Raw genomic sequence first — 24,654 nt, forward strand, 5'->3', positions numbered from 1 at the left:
TGAGCAACAACAGACGCCGCATTAGCCGCCGAAAGGACGCCGACGGCGTCCGCGCTATCCTTCCCCGGCCTAAAGGCCGAGGCTTGCCGCGCACCTGGTCAAATAGGCATCCGGCCCGAATATTCCTGATTTGCCGCCGGCACCACCTGTCTTTCGCCCCCGCCCATGCCACCGACCCGCCCGGCCGCACAAAAGCCTCCAGCCTCCGTCACCAAGAACCGCCGCGGTCTGGAAACCCGCGAACGCGTCATTGCTGTGACGCGCGGGTTGATCAGCGCGCACGGCTACGCCGAGGTGACCCTCGACCAGATCTCCGCCGAGGCCGGCGTGGCCAAGAGCAGCCTGCTGTGGCATTTCGGCAGCAAGGAAATGCTGCTGGCGGAAGCCGCAACCAGCTTGTTCCGGGATATCGGCGAGGGGCTGGGCGCAGAGCCGCACCGGGGCAAGACCGCGGCGCGGCGGCTGGAAAACGCCTTCGACCGGGTGGCCGACTATTTCACGGCCAATCCGGAAGCCAAGGGTGTCGTGCTGGCCCTGCTGTTCTCAGGCAGCGTACCGCCCAGCGTGCGCGAGGAGATCCGCCGCAGTTGGGACGCGCATATGCAGGACCTGGTCGATGCGCTGTCCTCACCCGGGCGCCCGCTGCCCGCGCCGATGGCGCGCCTGATGGTGGCGACCATCCACGGCTGCTACTGCCACTGGTATGCCAGCGACCGCAGCGAACCGATCGCCGGCTTCCTGGCACCGGCGCGCGAGCTGTTCAGCGACTGGCTGCGCGCCAGGGACGGCGGCGAGTAATCATCCGCGGCTGGCCAGCACGCAAGCGGCCAGGTCCCACAGCGCGTAGCCCACGCTCTTGAACACCAGCGGGCTGCCAGCCCGCGCACGGATGGCATCGGCCCGCAGGATCGCGGTCTCGAACGGCTGCACGTCGGCCCAGTCGATGCCGGCCTGCAGCAGGTCGCCGGCCTCGTCCTCGATACCGAACAGGGTATCGGCCAGCAGCCGGCCGCTATCCGCGGCCACGTGGCATAGCGCCGGCGGCAGTTCGCACATGTCCGGCCGGAACGCACCGACTGCGGCAATGAAGTGATCGTCGCGCCAGAGGCCGCTGTCCAGGTCCGGCACCACCGGGCTGCGGCTGGACGTGACCGTGACCACCATCGATACACGCGGCAATACCGCCGCGGCCGACTCGGCCACCTGTGCTTCCACGCCCAGCGTGCGCGCGTGCGCAGCCAGCGCCTCGGCCTTGTCGCGCGTGCGCGAATGCAGCCACACCTTGCGCACGCCCAGCCCGGCCACGAAGGCCTCCAGGTGCGTCAATGCCTGCACCCCGGCACCGACGACCAGCAGCTCGCCGTCCGTGCGCGCGGCAAAACATTGCGCCGCCAGCAGCGACACGGCCGCGGTGCGCCGTCCCGTCACCGTGGGGCCGTCGAGCATGGCGATGCGCTGGCCGGTGTGCGCGTCGGCCACCACCACCTCGCCGAGGATATTGGGCAGCCCGCGCTGCGGGTTGCCGGGATGGACGGTGATGTTCTTGGTCATCACCAGGCTGCGGTTGCGCGCGGGCATCACCAGCAGCGTGCCTTCGCCACCTTGCGCATCGCCCACCGGCAGCGCAATGCGCGGCGGCGCCATGGCGGTGCCGTCGCGCAGCTCGGCCAGCATGTCGGCGATGGCCTGCGCCAGTTCGGGATACGGCAGGCGCGCCGCCGTGCTGGCGGCATCGAGGGGGACGAGGGACATGCTCTGGCTCCGGCAAGATGTTGCGAAGCGCCATTATTGCGCATGCCCGGCCATGCGCTTCAGCGCGCCAGCAACGCCATCACCTGTGCGGCATAGCGCGTACCCGCCGCTGCGCCGGCCGGGAATACGGCGTCGGTGCCGGCCAGGTCCTGCGCATCCAGCCGCACCGCCAGCGCACCGAGGTTGTCGTCCAGGTTGGCGATGCGGCGCGTGCCGGGAATCGGCACCACCTGCGGCCCGCGCGCCAGCACCCAGGCCAGCGCCAGCTGCGCCGGCGTGCAGCCCTTGTCCGCGGCCAGCGCGCGCACTTTGTCGACTAGCGCCAGGTTGCGCGCGAAATTCTCGCCCATGAAGCGCGGGTTGGTACGGCGGAAGTCGTCCTCGTCGAAATCCTCCGGGCTGCGGATCGCACCGGTCAGGAAGCCGCGGCCCAGCGGGCTGTATGGCACGAAGCCGATGCCCAGGCGCTCGCAGGCCGCAAGGATGCCGTCCTCGTCCGCGTCGCGGGTCCACAGCGAATACTCGCTCTGCAGCGCCGTAATCGGGTGCACCTGGTGGGCGCGTTCAAGCGTGGCGGCACTGGCTTCGGACAATCCCAGCCAGCGTACCTTGCCGGCCTTCACCAGGTCCGCCATGGCCCCCACGGTCTCTTCGACCGGCACCGCCGGATCCACGCGATGCTGGTAGTACAGGTCGATATGGTCCGTGCCCAGCCGCTTCAGGCTAGCCTCGCAGCTGGCACGCACATAGTCGGGGCGGCCATTGACACCGCGCGTGGCCGGGTTGGCCGGGTCGCGCACCAGGCCGAACTTGGTCGCCAGCACGACCTGGCCACGCCGCCCGGCGATGGCGCGGCCCACCAGTGCCTCGTTGGTGTGCGGGCCGTAGATATCGGCGGTGTCGAGCAGGTTGATGCCGCGTTCCAGCGCGTGATGGATGGTGCGGATCGACTCGGCGTCGTCATGCGCCCCATAGAAGTCGCTCATGCCCATGCAGCCGAGGCCGAGCGGATAGACGCTGGGACCGGTCTTGCCCAGCTGGCGGAATGGAGTGGAAATGGCGTTCGCGGTCATCGAGGGCTCCTGTTGGCCGGTCGGGCACCGGCGGTGCATCGGATGGAGCAAGTATGGGCACTCGACCCGCGCGGAAACAGCGTGCTACGCTGCATGTATCATGAAGCCAGACTTCACAATCGATATCGATTCCCTGCCCGCGCTGGCCGCGTTCACGCGCGTGGCGCGGCTCGGCAGCTTTACCGCCGCCGCGGCTGCGCTGGCGGTCAGCCCCTCGGCGGTCTCGCAGACCATTCGCCAGCTGGAAGCGCGCGTGGGCGTGCGGCTGCTGCAGCGGACCACCCGCAGCGTCGGCCTGACCGAAGCCGGGGCCGCGTTGCTGGCGCGCGTGGAGCCGGCGCTGGCAGAAATCGGCGCCGCCACCGACGATATCCGCCAGCAGCGCGACATGCCAGCCGGCACGCTGCGGCTGACCACCCCGACCACCGCCGGCGCGCTGGTGCTGCGGCCGCTGCTGGCCGACTTCATGCGCGCCTGCCCCGCCATCACCGTCGACGTGATCACCGACGACCGTTTCGCCGACCTGGTGGCCGAAGGCTTTGACGCGGGGCTGCGCCTGGGCGAAGCCTTGCAGCGTGACATGGTCGCGATCCCCGTCACCGGCCCGCTGCGCATGGTGGTGGCCGCCTCGCCCGATTACTTTGCCCGCCATGGCACGCCGCGCCATCCGCGCGACCTGCACGCGCATGCCGGCCTGCAGTACCGCTTTGGCCCGCACGGCAGCGTCTATCGCTGGGAGTTCGTCGAGGACGGCCGCACCGTTACCGTGGCCACGCGCCCAGCGCTAATCGCCAACGACAAGACCCTGCTGCATCAGGCGGCGCTCGACGGCATGGGGCTGATCTACGAATTCCCGGTCCATATCCAGCCGGCGCTGGACAGCGGCCGGCTGGTCACTGTGCTCGACGCCTGGCTGCCGCCGTTCGACGGCTTCTACCTGTACTACCCGGGCCGCGTGTTGATGCCGCCCAAGCTGCGCATATTCGTCGATTTCCTGAAAGCGCGCGCCGGCCTCAGCGCCTAGCCGCAGGCACAGGCGCGCGCACTGATGCGCCGCGCACTTCGATGCCGATGCGGTCCACCACCTTGCCTGACGCATCGAGCAGCTCCACCTGGTGCCGCCCCGGCCACGGCAGCCATGCCACCTCGCCGCCGCGCCCCAGCGGCTTGCCGTCCATGCGCCAGCTGACCGTGCGCGCGGTCTGGCCGGCCACGCCCTCGGCATGGAACCAGACACGCTGCGCCGCGGGCGGCATGTCGGGGTCCAGCGCAAACACGGTGCCGTCGGCAGGATTGGCGATCACGGGTGCGGTCGGGCGCGCGGCGGGTGCGCTCACGCTGACGCGCCGGATCGCGGTGCCGGCCAGAAAGACTTCATCGCGCGCTGGCTCCAGCCCGTCGTCGAAGCTCAGCGCTACGCGCTGCACGCCGGCGGGCATAGCGGGCGCCTGGCTGGCGCGCGCGCGGTGCAGCGCTTCCATGACGTCGTGCCAGACCGGCGCTGCGCCCGATACGCCCGAGACCTCGTGCATGCTGGCGCCGCTGGCATTGCCGACCCACACGCCCACGGTGTAATGCTGCGACCAGCCGATGCACCAGTTGTCGCGCATGTCCTTGCTGGTGCCGGTCTTCACCGCGGTCCAGAAGCGCGTGGTGAGCGGGCTGTCCAGGCCGAAGGTGCGCGCGCGCGCATGGCGGTCCGACAGGATGTCGGCGATCACGTAGCTCGCGCCTGGCTGCATCACCGCTGTCATCGATGCGGCCGCGGCCCCTTCCCGCAGCCGTGGCGGCGCGTAGCGCCCGCCATTGGCCAGGGCCCGGTACGCATTGGTCAGTGCCAGCAGCGACACATCGGCGCTGCCCAGCGCCAGGCTGAACCCGTAGTAGTCGCCGGCCTCGGTCAGCGGCAGCCCAAGCGCCACCAGCCGCTTGTGGAAGCGGTGCGGGGTCACCATCACCAGCGTACGCACCGCGGGCACGTTCAGCGACGCGGCCAGCGCCGCGCGCAGGCTGACCCAGCCGGCATAGCGGTGATCGTAGTTCTGCGGCACGTAGAGCCCGCCGCCGACCGGCAGGTTCACCGGCCGGTCGTCCAGCAGCGAGGCCGCCGTCAGCCGCTTCTCTTCCAGCGCCTGCTCATACAGCAAGGGCTTGAGCGTCGAGCCCGCCTGCCGCAGCGCCGCCGCGTGGTCCACCTGCGCGGCGCCTGACAGCGTGCCCGACGAGCCCACATAGGCCAGCACGTCGCCGCTGGCATTGTCGATCACCACCACCGCGCCGTCCTCGACATTGCGCCCGGCCAGTTCGCGCAGGTGCCGGTCCAGGCTGGTGGCAGCCGCGCGCTGCAGGCGGGCATCGAGCGTGGACGTAATACGCGCAGGCATGGGTACGCCCGCAGCCAGCTGCGAGCGCGCCTCGCTGACCAGGCGCCGTGCCAGGTGCGGTGCCAGTTGCGGCGACGCCGCCGACGGCGCGGCCGCCGCGGCGCGCTGCGCCACCGGCCCGGTACGCAGCAGCGCCAGTTGCGCAAAGCCTTCCAGGCCATCGCACTCGCGCGGCAGGCCCATCTCGCGCAGGATGCCGCAGGCGCGGCTTGCCACCTGAGCGGCTTTGGCATTGGGCGCACGCACCAGCGCCACCGCCAGTGCCGATTCGCGCGCGTTGAGCCCTTCCGGGTACTTGCCGAACAGCACCTGCGACATCGCCGACAGGCCCACCAGCTCGCCGCGGAACGGCACCAGGTTCAGGTAGGCCTCCAGGATCTGGTCCTTGCTCCAGCTACGCTCCAGCGCCGCCGCGCCCGCGGCCTGCCCCAGCTTCTGCGTGAAGCTGCGGCCCTGCCCCGGCACGCCCGGCCGGCGCAGGTCCTCATCGAGCAGGCCCGCCAGCTGCATGGTCAGCGTCGAGGCGCCGCGCGTGCGCGTGTTCCACAGGTTGGCCCAGGCCGCGGCCGCCACGCCGTGCCAGTCGACCCCGCTGTGGGCATAGAAGCGCCGGTCCTCCGACAGCACGATGGCGGTGCGCAGCGCGGGCGAGGTATCGGCCAGCGCGACCCAGTCGCCGCGGCGCGCGCGGAAGTCGTCGCGCACGCGCCCCACGGTGTCGCCGTGGCGGTCCAGCACCACCACGTCGGCACTGCGCCAGTCGGTACGAACCTGCTCGAAAGACGGCAGGGCCATGGCCGGTGCGGACCAGATCAACGCCGTCACCAGCACCATGCGAATACTGCGCTGCTTCATGTCTGCCTGCGTCCCGCCACGATGCCCGCCACCAGCAGCACCTGCGCCGCGGCGTAGGTCCACCAGATGCCAAGCTGGAAGGATTCGAACGGCACCAGGAAGCGCGCGATGCCGATCATCATGTCCGAGGCGGCAAAGCACAGCGCCCCCAGCGCCGCCAGCGGCGTGGGCAGGCGCGCCACCAGCGCGCTGCAGGCCATCGCCGCAAGCACGCCCACGTATATCGCCACCGGCACCGTCAGCGGGCCCATATTGGGCCAGAAGCGGCCCAGCATGGTGCCTGCCACGCCCAGCATGGCGCCGCACGCAATCAGCCGGTGCGGGCGCGTGTCGCCCGCCAGCGGCACCAGCACGCGCAGGTAGGCCAGGTGCGCCAGCAGGAAGGCGCCAAGCCCGCCCATGAACGAAAACGTCAGCGTCGGCAGCGCCAGCAGGAGGTCGCCCAGGGCTGAGAACAGCAGCGCCGTGACCAGCCAGCGGCGCTCCACAAGCGGCCGGTGGAACCACGCGGCGCGTGCCAGCAGCACCGCCATCGCGGTCTTCCATGCGGGCTGCATGGCGATATGCCCGGTCAGCGGCGCGCCGTCAGGCAGCTCGATCGCCACCTGCACCAGCAGCGCGCCGTAGATGATGCCGGCCAGCGTGCCCGCGATCCACCACTCGCGCACGCGTGCCGGCATCATCATCGACAGCCAGCTCATGGGCGCGCCCCCACTGCCAGCCGCGCATTGGGCGCCACGCCGAACACGTCGGGCGCGTACATCGCTTCCACGCGCGTGGGCGGCAGCGCGAAGTCGCCGGCGTTGTTCAGCCGCACCGTGTATTCGACCGATACCGTGCCTTTGGGCAGGTAGCCGAAGTACTCGCGGTAGGCTTGCGGCGTGCGCTCGGTGTAGGCCGGCCAGGCCGCGCCCTTGCGCTGCTCGCCGCGCGTGGCGATCTGGGAGTCACGGCCCAGGCCGCTGCCGAGGATGGTGGCGCCGGCAGGCACCGGATCGCTGACCACCACCCAGGTCATGTCGGCCTGCGCATCGATCTCCAGCTTGACTCGGTAGACATCGCCGCGCGACCACTTGCCCTTCACCGCCTGCTCCTGCGGCGTCACGGTGCGCTTGATGCGGTAGCCCGCGGCCAGCGGCGCGGTCACCGGCACCGCCGCCAGCGCCCGCACCGTGGCCCACGGATGGCCGGCGCCGGCGTGCTCCACCTGCAGCGTGCCGCCGTCGGCTCCGGTCGGCCACGGCAGGTCGATGCTGCCCTGGGCCACGCCGTCGGTGCGCTGCGCGCGCGCCCAGTCGAAACTGCGTGAGGCGTCGGCCGCATTGCTCAGGCTCGCCCGTGTGGTGCCCGCCACCGGCGTCTTCTCGAACGCCTGCGAGAAGCGCGTCACTGCCAGCATGCCCCAGGCATTGGCAGTGGTGGTGCCCCAGGCACCATGCACCTGCCGGCCCAGCAGCCCGGTGGCCAGTTGCGGCGCATCTTCCTTCCAGCCCGGCAGTTCCGACGCCAGCGCCAGCAGGCGCGCGGCATTGGTGTCGCCGCCGGCCATCATCCACCACCAGTTGTCGTTGCGCTCGGTGGAGAACGCCAGGCGCGTGCCCTGCACCGTCAGGCGCGAGCGCAGCAGCTGCTGCGCCTCGGCCAGGCGTTGCTCGCGCTGCGGGATGTCCTGCATGCGCGTGAGCAGCAAGGTCCAGTCCAGCAGCGCAGAGGTCGGCCACTGCGCCGGCAGGATCTGGATCGAGCCCAGCATGCGCGCCTGCGCATGGCCGGTGCGCGACAGGGCCTCGAGCGCGGCCAGCTTGCGCGCTTCCAGGTACTGCGTGCCGGCCACCGGCGCCCAGCTGTCGCGGCGGATGCGGCCTTCGACGAAGTCAGTCAGCCCGCGCTCCATCTGCGTGCGCTGCGCGTCGGGGATGCGCAGCGCCAGCCCGGCGCGCGCGGCCTCGTCGGTGACCGCCAGCAGGTAGGCGGTCAGCACTTCGCTGCCGAAGTCGCCGTCGGCGTTCAGCGGGAAGTACGAGGCCAGCCCGTTGGCATCGAGATAGGACGGCAGCTGCGTCATCAGCGCGTCCCACGCGGCGGTGTCGTTCAGGCCGATCGCTTTCGATGCGCGCTGCTCCAGGCAGGTGAACGGGTAGTTGCGGAACCACTCGCGCACGCCCGGCATGCCGCCCGCCAGCGACGACTCGAAGTTGACCTGCAGCCCGCCGCGCACCTTGCCCGCCGGATCCGCCAGGGCACCCGGCGGCGCCTTAATTGGCACCGACAGCGACGGCGACACCTGCGCCAGCGTGGCCTGCTGCACCGTCACCGGCACGGCCGGCACGATCTGCTGCGACACCTTGATGCGGTCGGCCGCGCCACCCGTGCCCTGCTCGCTCGCCTGCACTTCCCACGTCACCGTGCCGCTGCGCGAGTACGCCAGCAGCGCGGGCGCGGTCACGTCCCAGCCGATCTCGCGCGCTTCGCCGGCAGGGATCTGCACGGTCTGCACCGGCAGGCTGGTCTCGTTGCCGAGCAGCGTGCCGCGCGCGCTGGCCTGCACCGTCATCGCGCGCCTGGTGGTATTGCGCAGCGTGAACATGGCGCGGTAGCGGTCCTCCTCGCGCACCAGCAGCGGCAGGCCGGAAATCACCTGCAGGTCCTGCGTGGCGGCGATGGTGGCGCTGCCCGTGCCGAAGCGGCCGAGGCCGAGGTCCGCCACCGCGACGATGCGGAAGCTGGTCAGCGAATCGTTGAGCGGCACCTCGATGCTGGCGCGGCCCTCCGCGTCGAGCTGCACGCGCGGGTTCCATACCAGCAGCGTGTCGAACAGCTCGCGCGTGGGGCTCTTGCCGCCGCCGCCGCCCGCCGGCACCGCCTTGCGCCCGTAGTGGCGGCGCCCGATGATTTCCATCTGCGCGGTCGACGTCTCCACGCCGTAGCCGCGCCGCTGCAGCATCGCATCGAGCAGGTCCCAGCTGGTGTTGGGCATCAGTTCCAGCAGCGCCTGGTCCACCGCGGCCAGCGCCACTTCGCCGTTGGCGGCAGGCTTGCCGTCTGGCAGCTTCACCTGGATCGCCACGCGCGCCTTGCCGCGCACCGGATAGCTGGCCTTGTCCGGCGTCACGGTAACGTCGAGCCGGTGGCCCGCATTGCCGACGCGGATCTCCGCCAGCCCCAGCCGGAAGGCCGGCTTGGACAGGTCTACCAGCGCGGTCGGCGCGGCGTATTCGCGGCCCTCGCTGCGGAACGCGCGCCACCACTCGCCCGGCTGGCGCCAGCCCCAGGTGAAGAACGAATACCAGGGCACCTCATGCAGGCGCCCACGCAAGGCCAGCACCGACACGTAGACGTTGGGCCCCCACTCCGGCTTCACCTGCACGCGCACGGTGGGATCGCTGCCGTGCAACTCGACCACCTGCGTCTGGTAGATGCCCTCGCGCTCCACCGCCACCAGCGCGGTGGCGTGGCGGAACGGCATGCGCACCTGGAACACCGCGGTCTCGCCCGGCGCGTAGGACTTCTTCTCCGGCAGCAGGTCGATGCGGTCATGGTTCTCGCCGCCGAACCAGAGCTCGCCCTGGCGCGTGACCCAGACCGTCGAGGCCGCTTGCGCGGTGCGCCCGTCCTTGTCGCGCGCGCTCGCCACCAGTTCGATCTGGCCGGCCTGCTCCAGCGCCACGTCGCAGCGCGCACGGCCCTGCGCATCGGTGCGGGTCTCGCACACGGTGCCGAGGTCGCGCGTCTCGGAGCGGTTGTCATAGCGGTAGAAGCCGCCCACCACGCGCTTGCGCGCCGAGGTGGTGATGCGTGCCCGCGCGTTGATCTTGACCGGCGCATCCGCCACCGGCTTGCCGTTGACGTCCAGCACCACGCCGTGCACGGCCAGCTTCTGCTTGACCGAGACCCAGCCATCGGTGCGGATGCCGGCCACCACCGCCGCCGGCCACACCGGCACGGTCTGGCGCAGGGTCTGGATCTCGCCGTTGGGGTCGGCAAAGCCGGCTTCGAGCAGCAGGTCGCGCGGGGCTTCGGTCTTGGGCAGCTTGCGCAGCGTGACAGTGCCGTTGCCGTTCTTGTCGAGCGTCACCGGCAGCTTGTCGGCGACCAGCTTCTGGCCGTCGGCACTGGCATCGCTCTGCTCGCCCTCATCCATCTCCTCGTCGCCGCTGGCGCTTTCGCGCTGGGCGCGCGGCGGGTTGAACGAGAACTCGTCATAGCCGGGGAAGCTGACGTATTTGTCGCGCAGCAGCGCGGACACGCGCACGGGCAGCCCGGCCGCGCCGCCGCCGGAGAGGTAGTGGATCTCCACGCCGACCGGCAGTTCGGCAGGCGCGACCACGGGCCCCGCCTTGCCAGCCACCTGCAGCGTGCCGGCCAGCACCGGCAAGCGGAATGCCTCGACCCGGAAACTGCCGCTGGTGTAGCTGCGCGCGCCGCCATTGTCCTGCGCGCCTTCGCCCTTCTGCGTTTCCAGCTCCACGCTGTAGACCCCCAGTTTGGCCGCCGGCGGCACCTGGAAGGTGCTCTCCGCGCTGCGCCCGCCGGTCGCCGTATGGCGCCATTGCAGCGGCAGCTCGTAGGTCTGGCCGCTGCCTTCATGGCGGATCACCACGCGCGTGGGCAGCGGACGGCTGGCCGGCGGCAGGGCAAAGCCCTGCGCGGTCTCGGCACGGATCAGGTGCTTCATCGACACGGTCTCGCCGGCGCGCAGCAGCGTGCGGTCGAAGATGGTGTGGGCGCGCACTGTGGGTGCGGTGCTGGTGTCGGTCGGCACATTGAAGCGCCAGCTCTCGATGCCGCGGTTCCAGTCCGACATCACGAAGGCCATGTCGGCCTTGCCGCGTGCCTGCGGGTGGCCGACGCCGATGCGGGCAGAGACGAAATAGCCCGACAGCCCGTTCTGGTCGCAGGCGCCTTCGGGCGCGGCCGCCAGCCTGGCAAAGCGCACCACGCCGCTGGCGTCGGTACGGCCTTCACCCAGCAGGCGGCCGCTGCAGTCGCGCACCGCCACGGCGGCATCGGCAACCGGCTTGCCATCGTCCAGCGCGGTGACCCAGGCCAGCCCGGTGCGGCTGCCATCGTCTTCATTGCCGGCACTGCGGCCCAGCTTGAAATGCACGCCCAGGTTGGTAACCAGCGCCGCGGTGCGCACGTACATCGGCGCGCGCTTGCCCAGCAGCGACTCGCCCAGCATCGGCGAGGCGATCTCCACCACATGGAAGCCCGGTTCCGGCAGCGGGATGCCCACCACCTCGAACGGCCGCGGCGCATCGCCCGAAGGCTTGGGCACGGCCAGCTTCTGCACGCCGGGGGCGCGCTCGAGCAGAGACACCGAGCGCGTCTCGATCGACACCGCATTGCGCGGGTTGTTGACGCGATACGGCGAGCGGCCCGCCAGCACGGCGTCGAGCTCGGGCCGGGTATAGCTGGCCTCATGCATGCGGCGCACCAGGCCAAACCATTGCATCACGGCCGTGTCGTCGTCCACGCGCAGCTTCATCACGGTGCCGGCCCTGGCCTGGACGCCGCGCACGGCGAGGTCAGCCTCGACGTTGCGCAGCGTCACCGGCAGCAGCGGCGGGTAGTCGGCCGGCGCCTTGCCGCGCGGCAGCTCGCCGAAGCGTTCCACCACGCCAAACGGCGCCGCGGCAAACTTGGCCAGCGGCGGCATCGATGCGGTGGCCACCTTGAGCGGGAACAGGTCGGCATTGGCCAGCGAGCGGCCGCTGTCGTCCTTCAGGTTGCGCGGCACTTCGATGGTGAACTGGGCCTTCTCCGCGAACGGCGCGGCAAAGGTCAGCGCGCTGACGCTGGCGTCCGGCGCCAGGTCGGGATCGAACTGCGGCGCACGCGGGCCGGACGGCGTCTTCAGCACCACGCTCTCGGCCAGCTTGCGCGGCACCGGCGAGGAGAAGCTGACCGACATCGGCCGCAGCGGCGTGCACGGCGACTGCGCGTGTTCACGCTCGCAGCTGAAGCTTGCGGTGAAGGGTTCGCGCACGGTGTAGTCAAAGCGGCGCTCATCGCGCGTGGCCACGCCGGAGGGCGTGGCAATACCCGCGCCCAGCACCAGCTGCACCCGCGCCGCGGCCGGCAGCCGCTGCTGGCAGGCAAGCAGGTGCACGGCATCTGGCGCCTGCTTGGCGATGCGTTCCCAGTGGATGGCTTCGAGCACGGCATCGCGCTCCTTGCCGGCGAGCAAGCGCACCGGGATGCGCTCGCCCAGCCCCTGCGCCTGGCACCAGGCGTGTTCGCGCACCGAGGCCGCGGTGGCGGCGCCATTGAAGCGCAGCGCAAAGACCTGGTCTTCCTCGATCTCGCCGCCCGCAGGCCGGCTGGACACGACCGTCGGGCCGCCGGTCTCGAACCGGTACTCCGGTTTGCCGGCATAGGCGGTGCCGGCCACGCTGCGCAGGCCGGTACGCATGCGCACGGTGCAGCGCACGCCCGGCGGCAGGTCGCTGGCAAAGTCGTAGACCCAGTTCTTCGCATCGATCCAGCGGGCCTGCCCGCCGGTGCCGGCACCGGTGCAGGAAACCGCCGCGGGAGCGGTGGCCTGGACGTCGCCCATCGGCACCATGTCCTCGTCGAAGCGGATCGCCACCTGCCTGACCTGCCCGACCGTGCCTTCGGGGGAGAAGCGCGTCACCTGTGCGGCCTGCGCGCCGCCTGCTGCCAGGATTCCAAGCGTGGCCACCAGGGCCAGGACTGCACGCGGCGCATGCGATTGCATTGGTAACCTGCCAAGACCCCGATCGGCTCGAGCGACGATTCCCTTCATCCTGCCATCCTCCGTTCCCGCCACGTTTGCGGCACCCGGCGAGGGTGACACGCACGCCACAGGAGCGCAAGACCGGCACGCAAACCTGCAACGCGCCGCAGGAAAAGTTTTAGCGCAGGTGCGACAGCGGCAAGGGCCCGTCGCATTTGATGGCGGTCAGCACGATATTCGAACGCACGCTTTCCACACCCGGCACGCGCATCAGCCGCTTCATGGTGAATTCAGCCAGCGTGGGCAGGTCTGGTACGACCACGCGGATCAGGTAGTCAGCCTCGCCGGCCACCGAATAGCACTCCTGCACCTCTTCCAGCAACAGGATCTCTTCGCGGAAGCGTTCGATGATGGTGTCGGCATGGTGGGCCAGCTTGACGCTGATAAAGACCATCACCCCCAGGCCCAGCGCCTGCGAGGACAGGTTGACGCGGTAGCCGGTGATGACGCCGTCGGCTTCCAGCCGCGCCAGCCGGCGCCCGACCTGGCTGGGCGACAGGTGCACGCGTTCGGCCAGTTGCTGGTGAGTGGTGCGGCCGTCGGCCTGCAGGACGGCCAGCAGCGCGAGGTCGAAGGGGTCCAGGGAGACGCCGGAGGCAGCCATACACAAATTCCGCACTCTTTATTTGAACGATGCACATTATATGCGCCACCACACCAAAACAAGCGGATTTTGCGGCCTTTCTGCGCGCTCGGCTGTCTAAACTACGCAGTAAATCCGCATTCATGCTGCCGCCGATGCAGCAAGCACGCATTACAAGGAGACGCGCACCATGTCCATCGCCACGGCCACCGAAGCCCCCGGCGCCTTCCAGGGCACCCTGACCGACAAGCTCAAGGAACAGTTCGACGCCGGCCTGCTGTCCGGCCAGGAACTGCGCCCGGACTTCACCATCGCCCAGCCGGTGCACCGCTACACCAGCACCGACCACGCCATCTGGCGCAAGCTATACGAGCGCCAGGCCGCGATGCTGCAGGGCCGTGTCAGCGATGAATTCCTGCAGGGCCTGGCCACGCTGGGCATGGACAAGGACCGCGTCCCCGATTTCGACCAGCTCAACGAAACCCTGATGCGCGCCACCGGCTGGCAAGTCGTGGCCGTGCCCGGCCTGGTGCCGGACCAGGTGTTCTTCGAGCACCTGGCCAACCGCCGCTTCCCGGCCAGCTGGTGGATGCGCAAGCCCGAGCAGCTGGACTACCTGCAGGAGCCGGACTGCTTCCACGACGTGTTCGGCCATGTGCCGCTCTTGATCAACCCGGTCTTTGCCGACTATATGGAGGCCTACGGCAAGGGTGGCCTGAAGGCGGCCGGGCTGGGCGCGCTGGACATGCTGTCGCGGCTGTACTGGTACACGGTGGAATTCGGCCTGATCCGCACCCCGCAGGGCCTGCGCATCTACGGCGCGGGCATCCTGTCGAGCCAGGGCGAGTCGATCTACAGCCTGGATTCGGCCAGCCCCAACCGGATCGGCTTCGATGTGCGCCGCATCATGCGCACGCGCTACCGCATCGACACCTTCCAGAAGACCTACTTCGTGATCGACAGTTTCGAACAGCTGTTCGACGCCACCCGCCCGGACTTTGCGCCGCTGTACGAAGAACTGCGCGCGCAGCCGACGCTTGGCGCGGGCGACGTAGCCCCGGGCGACCAGGTGCTCAATGTCGGCACCCGCGAAGGCTGGGCCGATACCGAAGACATCTGATCCGGCCCTCGCCGGCAAACCCGGCGCTCCCTGCCCCGCTTGCCGCTTTGTGAAACAATGCCGGCATGCCCGCCGCCACGGCGCGGGCGGGCCGGCTTTCCGCATTGATTTGCGGCCTTCGTTTTCGTTACGACCAGATCGAGCCCCCTATGACTCCGCTTTCCCCGCAAGCCCGTGCCACGCTGCTGGCAGACCTGCCCGGCTGGACCACCGTCCAGGACCGCGACGCGATCTTCAAGCGCTTCACCTTCCATGACTTCAATGCCGCCTTCGGCTTCATGACCCGCGTGGCGATCCAGGCCGAGAAGGCCGACCACCACCCGGAATGGTTCAACGTCTACAACCGGGTCGACATCACGCTGTCCACGCACGATGCCAACGGCCTGACCCAGCGCGACATCGACCTGGCCCACTTCATCGAGCGCGCCGCCGACGCGGTGACCGACTAAGCGCGGGCACGGCGGCAGCTGTAGGCAATCCGTAAGGAACCGGGCGCCTGCGCCTAGTACAATCTGCGGCAGGCCCGCGCCTTCCGTGTGCGCCAAGAGGCCTTCCCTCCAGCCATGCCCAACTTCCTGCCCGAGCTGCCGCCATGCGTATCCTGCTGATCGAGGACGACCGCCAGATTGCCAGCGGCGTCGAAGCCGGCCTGTCCCGTGCCGGCCACCAGGTGCGCGTCGTCCACGACGGCGTCTATGCCACCGAACATCTGCTGCGCGAGCAGCACGACCTGGTCATCCTGGACCTGGGCCTGCCCGGCATCGACGGCATGACCCTACTGGCGCGCTACCGCGCCCGCAACCGCACCACCCCGGTCATCATCCTGACTGCGCGCGACGAGCTGGAAGACAAGCTCTCGGGGCTGAACGCCGGCGCCGACGATTACCTGATCAAACCCTTCGCCCTGCCCGAGCTGGAAGCCCGCGTGCGCGTGCTGCTGCGCCGCAGCCAGCAGGGCGAGGCCGCACCCGAGCGCGACGTGCGCCTGGGGCGCCTGCGGCTGTCGGGCAACGACCGCCGCATGTTTATCGACGCCCGCCCGCTGGAGCTGTCGCCGCGCGAGTTCGCGGTGCTGGAACTGCTGCTGCAGCGCCAGGGCCGCGTGGTCAGCAAGGCGCAGCTGCAGGACCACCTGGCCACCTTTGCCCACCCCGCCGGCGAAGGCGGCGATACTGTGGGCGACACCGCGATCGAGGTCTATGTGCACCGCGTGCGCAAGAAGCTCGAGGACAGCGATGTCGAGATCGTCACCGTGCGCGGCTTCGGCTACCTGCTGCAAATCCGCGCCGGACAATGAAACCGCTCCGGCCGCCGCGGTTATCCGACACGCGGCCCTGTCCTTCGGCCTAGCCGGCAATGTGGCCTCGCTCCCGCACCTCCTCCCGGATTTCCTGGCGCACGGCCTCCCGCATCGCAACGCGGAACGTGCCCCCATCTTCCGCCACGGCTGACGCCGCGGGCGCCACCCCTGCGCCCGCGGCGACGCGCCAGGCCTCCCGCCCCGGCTCCAACATCAGCCTGCGCGCGCACCTGCTGCGCGCACTGGCCACGCCGTTGTTTGCGCTGGTTCTGACCAGCGGCTCGCTGTCGTACTGGCTGGCGGCGCATTACACCACGCAGGTGTTCGACCGCGCGCTGTATGGCGTGGCCAACAACATCGCCCAGCAGATCCGCATTGCCGGCCCGCGCCTGGAGCAGGACATCCCGATGATCGCGCAGACGCTCGTCGAGGCCGAGGGCACCGACCGCATCTACTGGCGCATCCACGGCCCCGACGGGCTGATCGGCGGCATGGACACTTGGCTGGGCTACGGCACCGGCCAGACCACGCTGCACGATGCGCGCCTGTTCTACGCCTGGTTCAGCGGCCGCCAGGTGCGCGCGGTGCGGCTGCCGGTGATGCTGCCCAGCGCCGCGGTCGACGAACTCGGCACCAGCGAGGCCGGCAAAGCCGCGCGCGGGCCGATCGTGGTGGAAGTGGCTGAGCTGCTGGACCGGCGCGAGACCGCCGCCAACGAGATCCTGCTGTCGGTGTCGGTACCACTGATCCTGCTGCTGCTGGTCGGCAGCCTGATCCTGTCGCACGTGCTCAAGGAAGAGCTGGTGCCGCTGCAGATCCTGGCCGACAAGCTCAACCGGCAGACTGCCCGTTCGCTCGCCGCGCTGGACGAGACCCAGGTGCCGGCCGAGGTGGCACCGCTGATCCGCGGCCTTAATGCGCTGCTGGCGCGGCTGCGCGACGCGCTCGACGCGCAGCGCAAGTTCATTGCCGATGCGGCGCACCAGCTGCGCACGCCGCTGACCGCGGTCAAGCTGCATGCCGACCGGGCCCAGGAAGCCGATTCGCTGGAAGTCGCCCGGCATGCGCTGCGCGAGGTGCAGACCGCCGCCGACCGCGCGGTGCGGCTGTCCAACCAGCTGCTGTCGCTGGCGCGCGCCGAGCCCGGGCTGTCGCTGGAGCGTCTCGGACCGGTGGAACACTTCGACCTGGCCGAGCTGGCCTTCGAGATCGGAGCCGAATGGGTGCCGCAGGCGCTGGCGCAACGCATCGACCTGGGCTTCGAGATCCTGCCCGGCCCCACCTTCACCGGCAGCGCGCCCGCCGTGGTGCGCGGCAACCGGCTGCTGATGCGCGAGGCTCTGTCCAACCTGATCGACAACGCGGTGAAGTACGTGCCCGCGGGCGGGCGCATCACGGTGCGCGCAGGCGGCGAGGCCATGGGTCACCGCGGCATGGCGGTGGTGATGGTGGAAGACAACGGCCCCGGCATCCCGCCGCAGCGGCGCGAGGAAGTCTTCAAGCGCTTCTTCCGCGGCGACCGCGCCCCCGAGCCGGGCGGCGGGCGGGCGGCCCACAGCGGCGGCGCCGGGCTGGGGCTGGCCATCGTCCATGAGATCGTGACGCTGCACCAGGGCACCATCCGCATCGAGGACGTGCCGCCGGTGCCGGGTGCGGCTGGCGATGCACCGGCGGCAGGCGGTGCGCTGGAACGGCGGCCGACCATGCGCTTCGTGATCCGGATCCCCTGCGAACCGCCAGGATCGGTGGCCTGAACCCGCTGCTGCGCTGGCGGCGGCGCGGGTCGAGACGCGCGCTTTACTTGTCCTTCGTCTTCTTTTCCTTCGGCGCCAGCATGGTGCCGCGGCATTGCGGGCTGCCGCAGCGGCACTCGAACTCTTTCTTCAGCTTGGCCGTATAGCGCGCGTCAATGACCAGGCCGTAGTCATAGAACAGTTCCTCGCCCTGGGCGATATCGCGCAGCGCGTGGATAAACACGCGGCCCTTCTTCTCGCGCGCCTCGCAGTTGGGTTCGCAGGCATGGTTGATCCAGCGCGCGCGGTTGCCGCCGTACTTGGCGTCGATCACGCTGCCGTCGTCCAGGCTGAAGTAGAAAGTGTGGTTGGGATCGCTGGGATCGTGCGGATGACGCTCCAGCGCCTTCTTCCACGAAATGTGCTCGCCCTTGTACTCGATCACGCGTTCGCCTTCGGCAATCGGGCCGATCGCATAGACGCCCTTGCCGTGCACGCCTGACTGGCGCACCTCGATCCGGTCGCTCGCCGTCTTCTTCCTGCCCTCGCCTGCTGCCTTGCGCTTTGCCTTGTCCGCCATTTGCCTTTCCGTGCTCGTCGCCTGTTGTGCCTGAGTGGCCCGCTGTGCCGGCCGTTCCGGCGCGATCGGGGATGATACCGGTGCAACCGTGACACGTATACGTAACGTCCTTTTTTCCGGCGCCCTCACCGTATACGCCTTTGGGTGCAGCCGACAGGTATACGGCACCCCGTTTACACCCCAGCCGCGACGCGCGTTTACCTGCGCGTATGTGGATAACCCCGCCCGGAACTGTGGACAAGCACGCGGATTGGATGTGGGCTGCCTGGGGCTGGCATGGGGATGCCTCAGGCATAAGTCGGAGGGGGTTCGGCACCGGCCTCGCCCATCGGGCTGAGTCATCCACCTCGGCCAACATTGGATACGACCACTTCTCGTTTACGTAAACCTTTGAAGCGAAAGACGTTTACACGGTTTTCCACAGCGGGGGCGGGTGTTTACCTACTACTACTATTTGTATACATGAAAGAAAAAGGTAAACCGAAAGAACGAGCCAGGCACGTCAGCGAAAGAAGGAAGGCCCCGAAAGGCTTCATCCGAATGGCCGGGGCCGTAAACGTCGCGATAGCGAGAGACTTGGTGGTTTTGGGTTTGATCGGGGGCGTATACCTCGGGCGTATACGCCCAATCACACCAGCTTGCGCGTATACGCTGGCGACAGGATCTGGGGCCGGGCTGTAACCGATCCCCAAGGCGCCATGCATGCGCCGAATAGCCGCGCGGTTCGCCGCCAGGCCCATGATCCGGCAACATGCAACATAGTGCAGTTCGTGCATCCGAGGCTCCCAGAGCGCCTGCAAGCGCTTCTGGCCGACGCTGGCTCTCCAGCCCTGTCCAATACGCCTGAGCGTGCGCAGAGGGCCTCTGAGGGGCTCTGGCGACGGATGGGCAAGGGCACATGCCCTCAATCGCGTTGCACGAACCCCGGTGCCCTGCCCTGTCACCTTAGGGCCCTTTCGTCACCTTCCGCCACTTGCCATGGCTGCGCCCGGCTGCGTCGATTTGCCGCGAAGCCCAGCCTGGCGCGGCCTCGCGGAAACTGCCAGGTAACAATCTGTTCCCGGTGCGCCTTGCCCGACACGGTATCATGTGGCCCGCGGCGTCTTTGCCGAAGCGGTGCCAGCCAGGCCGCCCGGCATGCGGACGCCTGTGTTTTATCAACTCGATACGGAGTGAAGCATGACGAAAACCGAACTGATCGACGCTATCGCAGCCGGGGTGGACGGTCTGACCAAGGCCAAGGCAGAACAGGCACTGAACGTGACCCTGTCGGCCATCATGGACGCAGTGGCCAAGGGCGACACGCTGAGCCTCATTGGCTTTGGCACGTTCAGCAAGGGCGAGCGTGGCGAGCGCATGGCGCGCAACCCGCGTACCGGCGAAGAAATCAAGGTCGAAGCAGCCAAGACCGTGAAGTTCAAGGCTGGCCAGAAGTTCAAGGACGCTGTCAACCAGTGAGCCTGACGGGCTGCACTGCAGGGCCCGAATTGTCAGACCCCGCCATGCCGCCGCCCGGTGCCCGAGGGCGCAGGCGAGCGCCAGGCGGGGGACGTTATCCACAGCGGTAAGCTGATCTTCTGCAGTATCCGCCGCATCGCTGAATCCGCCTTCGGGGCGATCGCGCGCGAAGTCTTCTAACAGGCGCCCAGCCGTGGCCTTGACAGGCCGGACCGGGTGCCGTGCCACATGGGGCCTCCATGCTCGCCCGTCCGCCGCGCCGCAGATCTCCACAGCGTTATGCACAGCGCTTTCCACAGCCGGTTCCACAGCTTTCTCCACAGGCTGCGGGCACCATGCGCGCGGCTTGCGTTGCCGTGGCGCTGGCATTGCTGACTGCCTGCACCACCGTCAGCGAGCCGGTGCGGCCGCAGGCGCGCGCCCTGCCCGACACCGAAAGGCCGGAGACGCGCCCGGGCGCCACGCCGCGCGAACGCATCGTCGAAATCGCCACGCAGGAATGGGCCCGCTGGGGCGGGCAGGTGGTGCGGCTGGGCCGGGACGACACGTCCTGCGTCACCTACAGCCCGGTGCCCGCACCGGAGCTGCCTGCGCCACTGCCAGGGATCCTGGAGGCCCAGCCAGCGTCCCCCGCAGAGGCAGCCGGGGCACCCGCTGCCGCCACCACCGACACCGAATCCAAAACCAACGGCAACCCGCCACCCGCTGCCAGTTGCCTGTCCTTTCCGGACGGCACCGGCATGGAAGCCACGCCCCTGGGCTGCACGCTGGCGCGCCGCTACTGGGGCATCGTCGGCGAAGCGCCCAGCTGCCGGCAGGTGACGCGGGGGTCCTGGGCCTGGTCGGCGGTGTTTATCTCATGGGTGCTGCGCAAGGCGGGGCTGGACGAGCGCCAGTTCCTGACCGGGCAGTCGCACTCGATGTACGTGGTCGATGCCCGCGACGGCATCCTGCCCAGGCCGGCCTTCCATATCGAGCCCGTCCCCGCCATGCCCCGGCCCGGCGACATCATCTGCGCCGGGCGCGGGCGCGACCGCTATCTCGAGGACATCGCCGAAATCGGCTTCGGCACCACGCCCATGCACTGCGACATCGTGGTCGGCGTGGATCCGGCCACGCGCGTGGTGCGTGCCATCGGCGGCAATGTCCAGCAGTCGGTGTCGATGGAGGAGATCGAGCTGGGCGATTCGGGCCGGCTCGACGGCGTCACCAATTCGCATATGCCGTGGCTGCTGGTGATGCGCAACGACCTGCAATAGCTGGTTTATTGATGCCATTTATCAAGGCATCACGATTTCATGTGATTTGATTATTCGCCGGAATAATCCTGCGCTCAGTCAAACAGTTCCAGCTGCGACGTATCCCGGTCGCTGGTCCCTACCCCCACCCCCAGCAGCCGCACCGGCAAGCCCCGGCGCGCATGGCCCTCGGCCAGCAGGCGCGCGTAGACGGTGCGGTCCGGCGCGTGGCCGCGGCATTCCACCGTGGTCTGGCGGAAGTCAGAGAAGCGCAGCTTCACGGTCAGCTTGTCGATGGTGTCATGTGCCTGAGCCCGGTCAATGCGGGCTTCGAGCATGGCGACGAGCGGTTCCAGCTCGGCCATGCAGGCCTGCAGGTCGGGCAGGTCGTCGGCATAGGTCTCTTCCACGCTGATCGACTTGCGCTCGCGCTCGGGCGTGACCTCGCGCTCGTCGACGCCGCGGCACAGCTTGTAGAGCCGCGCCCCGAAGACACCGAACTCGCGGTGCAGCCGGTCCGGCGACCACGGCCGCAGGTCGCCGCAGGTCTCGGCACCCAGGCGCCGCAGCTTGGCCGCGGTGACCTTGCCCACGCCGTGGATGCGCTCCACCGGCAGCGCGGCGACAAAGCCATCGACCGCCGCCGGCTTGACCACGAACAACCCGTCGGGCTTGTTCCAGTCGCTGGCGATCTTGGCCACGAACTTGCTCGGCCCCACCCCGGCCGATACCGTCACGCCCACTTCATCGCGCACACGCTGGCGGATTTCCTCGGCGATGCGGGTGGCGCTGCCGGCGTGGCGGGTGCACAGGCTCACATCCAGGTAGGCCTCGTCCAGCGACAGCGGTTCGACCAGCGCGGTGTATTCGCGATAGATCGCGAAGATCTGGCGCGAGACCTCGCGGTACTTGTCCATTGCCGGGCGCACGATCAGCAGGTCCGGGCAACGCTTGAGCGCCTGTGCCGATGGCATCGCCGAACGCACGCCAAAGGCGCGCGCTTCATAGTTGCAGGTGGCAATCACCCCGCGCCGGTCGGGCGAGCCGCCCACGGCCATCGGGCGGCCGCGCAGCGACGGCTCGTCGCGCATCTCGACCGAGGCATAGAAACAGTCGCAGTCGCAATGAATGATCTTGCGCTGGACCGCGGGCGTGGCATCAGGCGGGGCAGACATGGTGGCCAGGCACCGTATCGGTTATCCGTGCGATGAATGAAATCGTTTGATTTTCAGTTGGCTTCATTGATGGATTGGATGACTGCGGGCTTCTGCCGCGTATTCATCCATAGCCCCTCGGCCGCATACAAGGCCAGCGACAGCCAGATCAGTGCGTAGCCGACCTGCTTCTGCACCGGGAACGGTTCGTTCCACAGCCATACGCCCAGCAGCAGCTGCAGCGTCGGCCCGGTGTACTGCAGCAGGCCCAGCAGCGACAGCGGAATGCGCCGCGCGCCGGCGGCAAAGAACAGCAGCGGCACCGCCGTCACCGGCCCGGCCAGCAGCAGCAGCCACTGCGTACCCGGCGCTGCGTGGGTAAAGCTGTCCTGGCCGGTGGCGAACAGCCAGGCCAGCGCCGCCGCGGCCAGCGGGAACAGCAAAAGCGTCTCCAGCGACAGCCCTTCCAGCGCACCCAGCGCACCGGTCTTGCGCAGCAGGCCATAGCCGCCGAAGCTGGCCGCCAGCCCCAGGGCGATCCACGGCAACTGGCCTGCCGCCACCGTCAGCCAGGCCACCCCGGCCGCGGCGACCGCGATCGACAGCCATTGCAGCAGGCGCAGCCGCTCGTGCAGGAACACCACGCCCAGCAGCACGCTGAACAGCGGGTTGATGAAGTAACCCAGGCTGGCATCGACCACGCGGTTAGCCGACACCGCCCAGATATAGAGGAACCAGTTGGCGCACAGCAGCGCCGCGCTGGCGGTGAACGACAGGAGCAGGCGCCGGTCCTTGAGCACCCGGCCGAGCCACGCCCACTGGTGCCGCCACGTCAGGATCAGGCCCAGGAATACCAGCGACCACACCATCCGGTGCAGCAGGATCTCCAGCGGCGCAATACCGGGCAGCGATTTGATATAGAGCGGGAGCAGCCCCCAGATGACGTAGGCCAGGAGGGCGTAGAGAATGCCGAGTTGCATAGGGATTTCCGGTAGATGCCGGCGATTCTACCGGCGCCGCGCGATCCCCGCCCGGCGGGCGCCCGCGTGCCGTGGCCAACAAAAAACCCCATGCTCCCGAGGGAACATGGGGTTTGCGGCAGGCCGCGGACGGCCCGGGGCCGTGTGCCGCTTACAGCTTGCGCGCGAAGCTGAACTGGGCGAAGCCCTGCTCGGCCACGTTGAACCAGGCGGCTTGGTTGTTGCGGAACACGCGCCAGTCGTCGTAGATCTTCTTGAACGACGGGTTCTTGGCGGTTTCGTCGGCATAGGCTTCCTGGGTCGCCTTGAAGCACGCTTCCATGATCTCCTTGGAGAACGGGCGCAGCTTGACGCCGTTTTCCAGCAGGCGGGCCAGCGCCTGCGGGTTGACCGTGTCGTACTTGGCCATCATGTTGGTGTGCGCCTCGATGGTGGCGGTTTCCAGCGCGCGCTTGTACAGCGCCGGCAGCTTCTCGTACTCGGTGGCCGAGGCGTAGAACGACAGCTGCGCGCTGCCTTCCCACCAGCCCGGGTAGTAGTAGTACGGCGCCACCTTGTAGAAGCCCAGCTTCTCGTCATCGTACGGGCCCACCCACTCGGCCGCGTCGATGGTGCCTTTTTCCAGCGCGGGGTAGATGTCGCCGCCGGCGATCTGCTGCGGCACCACGCCCAGGCGCGACAGCACCACGCCGGCAAAGCCGGCGATGCGGTACTTCAGTCCCTGCAGGTCGGCCACGGTCTTGATTTCCTTGCGGAACCAGCCGCCCATCTGCGCATTGGTGTTGCCGCCCAGGAAGTTGACGACGTTGTATTCCTTGAAGAACTCGCGCATCAGCTTCATGCCGTTGCCCTGCAGCATCCAGGCGTTCTGCTGGCGTGCGGTCAGGCCGAACGGGACGGTGGTGTCAAAGCACAGCGTCGGGTTCTTGCCGAAGTAGTAGTAGCCGGCGGTGTGGCCGATCTGCACGGTGTTGTTCTGCACCGCGTCCAGCACCTGCAGGCCCGGCACGACTTCACCGGCGGCAAAGACCTTGATGTTGAACTTGCCTTCGGTCAGTTCCTTGACGCGGGTCGACAGCAGTTCGGCACCGCCGAAGATGGTGTCGAGCGACTTGGGGAAGCTCGAGGCCAGGCGCCATTCCACGGCCGGGTTGCTGCCGACCACGGCCGGCGCTGCCGGGCCGCTGGCGGCGGCGGGCGCTGCCTTCTCTTCACCCTTGCCGCACGCGGCCAGTGCCCCGGTGGCGGCCACGGCCGACGCTTTCAACAGAAAGGAACGACGTTCCATCTCCACTTCTCCTCTTATAGATATTGATTCGGATGCAGGCTCGCGGCTTGCATGATGCCGCGCGCCGGACCGTGACGCACCAGCCGCCGGGGTACGGCGGCCTGCGCAACGCTGTGCCTGTTGCGAACGGGCACGGCGGCGTGCCCCGCATGCCGGGCGCCGGAAGCGGGCCACGGTAAAGGGCTGTCTTACCCGAAAGACAAGCCAGCCGATTATAGCGGTGGCTCTTTCGCCACGGGGTACCGTGCAAGTGCGGGTTTTCGCTAGTCAATCGCGCCATATCCGGGGGTTTTTCGCATTGTGAGACAGCGCAGGGTGTGATGGATTTTGTAACCCGGCTTGCGGTCAAATGGGTCGGCTGATAAAAAAACAGTCCCGCCTCCGGAGCCCTTGCCT

The 24,654-nt window shown here is 68.9% G+C and carries 18 protein-coding genes; 8 read left to right on the forward strand and 10 right to left on the reverse strand.

The window, feature by feature from the left end:
- Positions 1 to 165: 165 nt before the first annotated feature.
- Positions 166 to 798 carry a TetR/AcrR family transcriptional regulator gene (locus tag AC1Q7H_RS22265; protein WP_153956031.1) on the forward strand — a complete coding sequence of 211 codons (633 nt, stop codon included), beginning with the start codon at positions 166 to 168 and terminating at the stop codon, positions 796 to 798.
- On the opposite strand, the gene AC1Q7H_RS22270 is transcribed toward AC1Q7H_RS22265, so the two are convergent.
- Both AC1Q7H_RS22270 and AC1Q7H_RS22275 read right to left on the reverse strand, forming a co-directional pair.
- Positions 799 to 1,752, reverse strand: a complete 954-nt coding sequence (locus AC1Q7H_RS22270; protein ID WP_013958418.1) for a delta(1)-pyrroline-2-carboxylate reductase family protein — start codon at positions 1,750 to 1,752, stop codon at positions 799 to 801.
- Between the two features lie 59 nt (positions 1,753 to 1,811).
- Positions 1,812 to 2,825: an aldo/keto reductase gene (locus tag AC1Q7H_RS22275; protein WP_211980441.1), complete on the reverse strand. Its 1,014-nt coding sequence runs from the start codon at positions 2,823 to 2,825 to the stop codon at positions 1,812 to 1,814.
- A gap of 100 nt (positions 2,826 to 2,925) precedes the next feature.
- On the opposite strand from AC1Q7H_RS22275, the gene AC1Q7H_RS22280 reads away from it, so the two are divergent.
- Positions 2,926 to 3,849, forward strand: a complete 924-nt coding sequence (locus AC1Q7H_RS22280) for a LysR family transcriptional regulator (protein WP_041228246.1) — start codon at positions 2,926 to 2,928, stop codon at positions 3,847 to 3,849.
- Here AC1Q7H_RS22280 and pbpC read toward each other — a convergent pair.
- From pbpC to AC1Q7H_RS22300, 4 genes are all read right to left on the reverse strand, one after another.
- On the reverse strand, positions 3,839 to 6,064 hold the full coding sequence (pbpC, locus tag AC1Q7H_RS22285; protein WP_249221215.1) for a penicillin-binding protein 1C: 2,226 nt from the start codon (positions 6,062 to 6,064) through the stop codon (positions 3,839 to 3,841). The two genes, AC1Q7H_RS22280 and pbpC, sit on opposite strands and share 11 nt — an antisense overlap.
- Positions 6,061 to 6,765 (reverse strand): lysoplasmalogenase, encoded by a 705-nt coding sequence (locus tag AC1Q7H_RS22290; protein WP_211980442.1) that lies wholly within the window; start codon positions 6,763 to 6,765, stop codon positions 6,061 to 6,063. Before AC1Q7H_RS22290 ends, pbpC begins: the two co-directional genes overlap by 4 nt.
- Entirely contained in the window at positions 6,762 to 12,833 is a 6,072-nt protein-coding gene (locus AC1Q7H_RS22295; protein ID WP_492381710.1) for an alpha-2-macroglobulin family protein, read from the reverse strand. Before AC1Q7H_RS22295 ends, AC1Q7H_RS22290 begins: the two co-directional genes overlap by 4 nt.
- Before the next feature lie 109 nt (positions 12,834 to 12,942).
- Positions 12,943 to 13,428: an Lrp/AsnC family transcriptional regulator gene (locus tag AC1Q7H_RS22300; RefSeq protein ID WP_013958424.1), complete on the reverse strand. Its 486-nt coding sequence runs from the start codon at positions 13,426 to 13,428 to the stop codon at positions 12,943 to 12,945.
- Positions 13,429 to 13,597: 169 nt separating this feature from the next.
- Here AC1Q7H_RS22300 and phhA point away from each other — a divergent pair, with 169 nt between their 5' ends.
- The 4 genes from phhA to AC1Q7H_RS22320 all read left to right on the forward strand — a co-directional run bounded on the left by phhA (position 13,598) and on the right by AC1Q7H_RS22320 (position 17,581).
- Complete coding sequence (gene phhA, locus AC1Q7H_RS22305; RefSeq protein ID WP_013958425.1) at positions 13,598 to 14,527, forward strand: phenylalanine 4-monooxygenase; 930 nt, start codon at positions 13,598 to 13,600, stop codon at positions 14,525 to 14,527.
- 149 nt (positions 14,528 to 14,676) lie between these two features.
- The gene (locus AC1Q7H_RS22310) at positions 14,677 to 14,976 is read left to right on the forward strand and encodes a 4a-hydroxytetrahydrobiopterin dehydratase (protein WP_041228247.1); all 300 of its coding nucleotides are present in this window, start codon (positions 14,677 to 14,679) and stop codon (positions 14,974 to 14,976) included.
- Positions 14,977 to 15,119: 143 nt separating this feature from the next.
- The gene (locus AC1Q7H_RS22315; RefSeq protein WP_013958427.1) at positions 15,120 to 15,824 is read left to right on the forward strand and encodes a response regulator transcription factor; all 705 of its coding nucleotides are present in this window, start codon (positions 15,120 to 15,122) and stop codon (positions 15,822 to 15,824) included.
- A 59-nt stretch (positions 15,825 to 15,883) separates the two neighbouring features.
- Positions 15,884 to 17,581 carry a sensor histidine kinase N-terminal domain-containing protein gene (locus AC1Q7H_RS22320; RefSeq protein WP_492381711.1) on the forward strand — a complete coding sequence of 566 codons (1,698 nt, stop codon included), beginning with the start codon at positions 15,884 to 15,886 and terminating at the stop codon, positions 17,579 to 17,581.
- Between the two features lie 43 nt (positions 17,582 to 17,624).
- Here the strand turns inward: AC1Q7H_RS22320 and AC1Q7H_RS22325 are convergent, their stop codons facing one another.
- A complete protein-coding gene (locus AC1Q7H_RS22325) occupies positions 17,625 to 18,140 on the reverse strand; it encodes an SET domain-containing protein (RefSeq protein ID WP_492381712.1) in 516 nt (171 codons plus the stop codon).
- A gap of 1,179 nt (positions 18,141 to 19,319) precedes the next feature.
- On the opposite strand from AC1Q7H_RS22325, the gene AC1Q7H_RS22330 reads away from it, so the two are divergent.
- Together AC1Q7H_RS22330 and AC1Q7H_RS22335 are read left to right on the forward strand one after the other, a co-directional pair.
- Entirely contained in the window at positions 19,320 to 19,598 is a 279-nt protein-coding gene (locus AC1Q7H_RS22330; protein WP_012354324.1) for an HU family DNA-binding protein, read from the forward strand.
- 239 nt (positions 19,599 to 19,837) lie between these two features.
- A complete protein-coding gene (locus AC1Q7H_RS22335) occupies positions 19,838 to 20,857 on the forward strand; it encodes a DUF2272 domain-containing protein (RefSeq protein WP_492381713.1) in 1,020 nt (339 codons plus the stop codon).
- A gap of 74 nt (positions 20,858 to 20,931) precedes the next feature.
- Here AC1Q7H_RS22335 and dinB read toward each other — a convergent pair whose 3' ends face one another.
- From dinB to AC1Q7H_RS22350, 3 genes are all read right to left on the reverse strand, one after another.
- Complete coding sequence (gene dinB, locus AC1Q7H_RS22340; RefSeq protein WP_492381714.1) at positions 20,932 to 22,011, reverse strand: DNA polymerase IV; 1,080 nt, start codon at positions 22,009 to 22,011, stop codon at positions 20,932 to 20,934.
- 53 nt (positions 22,012 to 22,064) lie between these two features.
- A complete protein-coding gene (rarD, locus tag AC1Q7H_RS22345; protein WP_492381715.1) occupies positions 22,065 to 22,970 on the reverse strand; it encodes an EamA family transporter RarD in 906 nt (301 codons plus the stop codon).
- A 151-nt stretch (positions 22,971 to 23,121) separates the two neighbouring features.
- The gene (locus AC1Q7H_RS22350) at positions 23,122 to 24,258 is read right to left on the reverse strand and encodes a TRAP transporter substrate-binding protein (protein WP_492381716.1); all 1,137 of its coding nucleotides are present in this window, start codon (positions 24,256 to 24,258) and stop codon (positions 23,122 to 23,124) included.
- Positions 24,259 to 24,654 lie beyond the last annotated feature (396 nt).

This window comes from Cupriavidus sp. GW823-FHT06D04 (assembly GCF_058795055.1).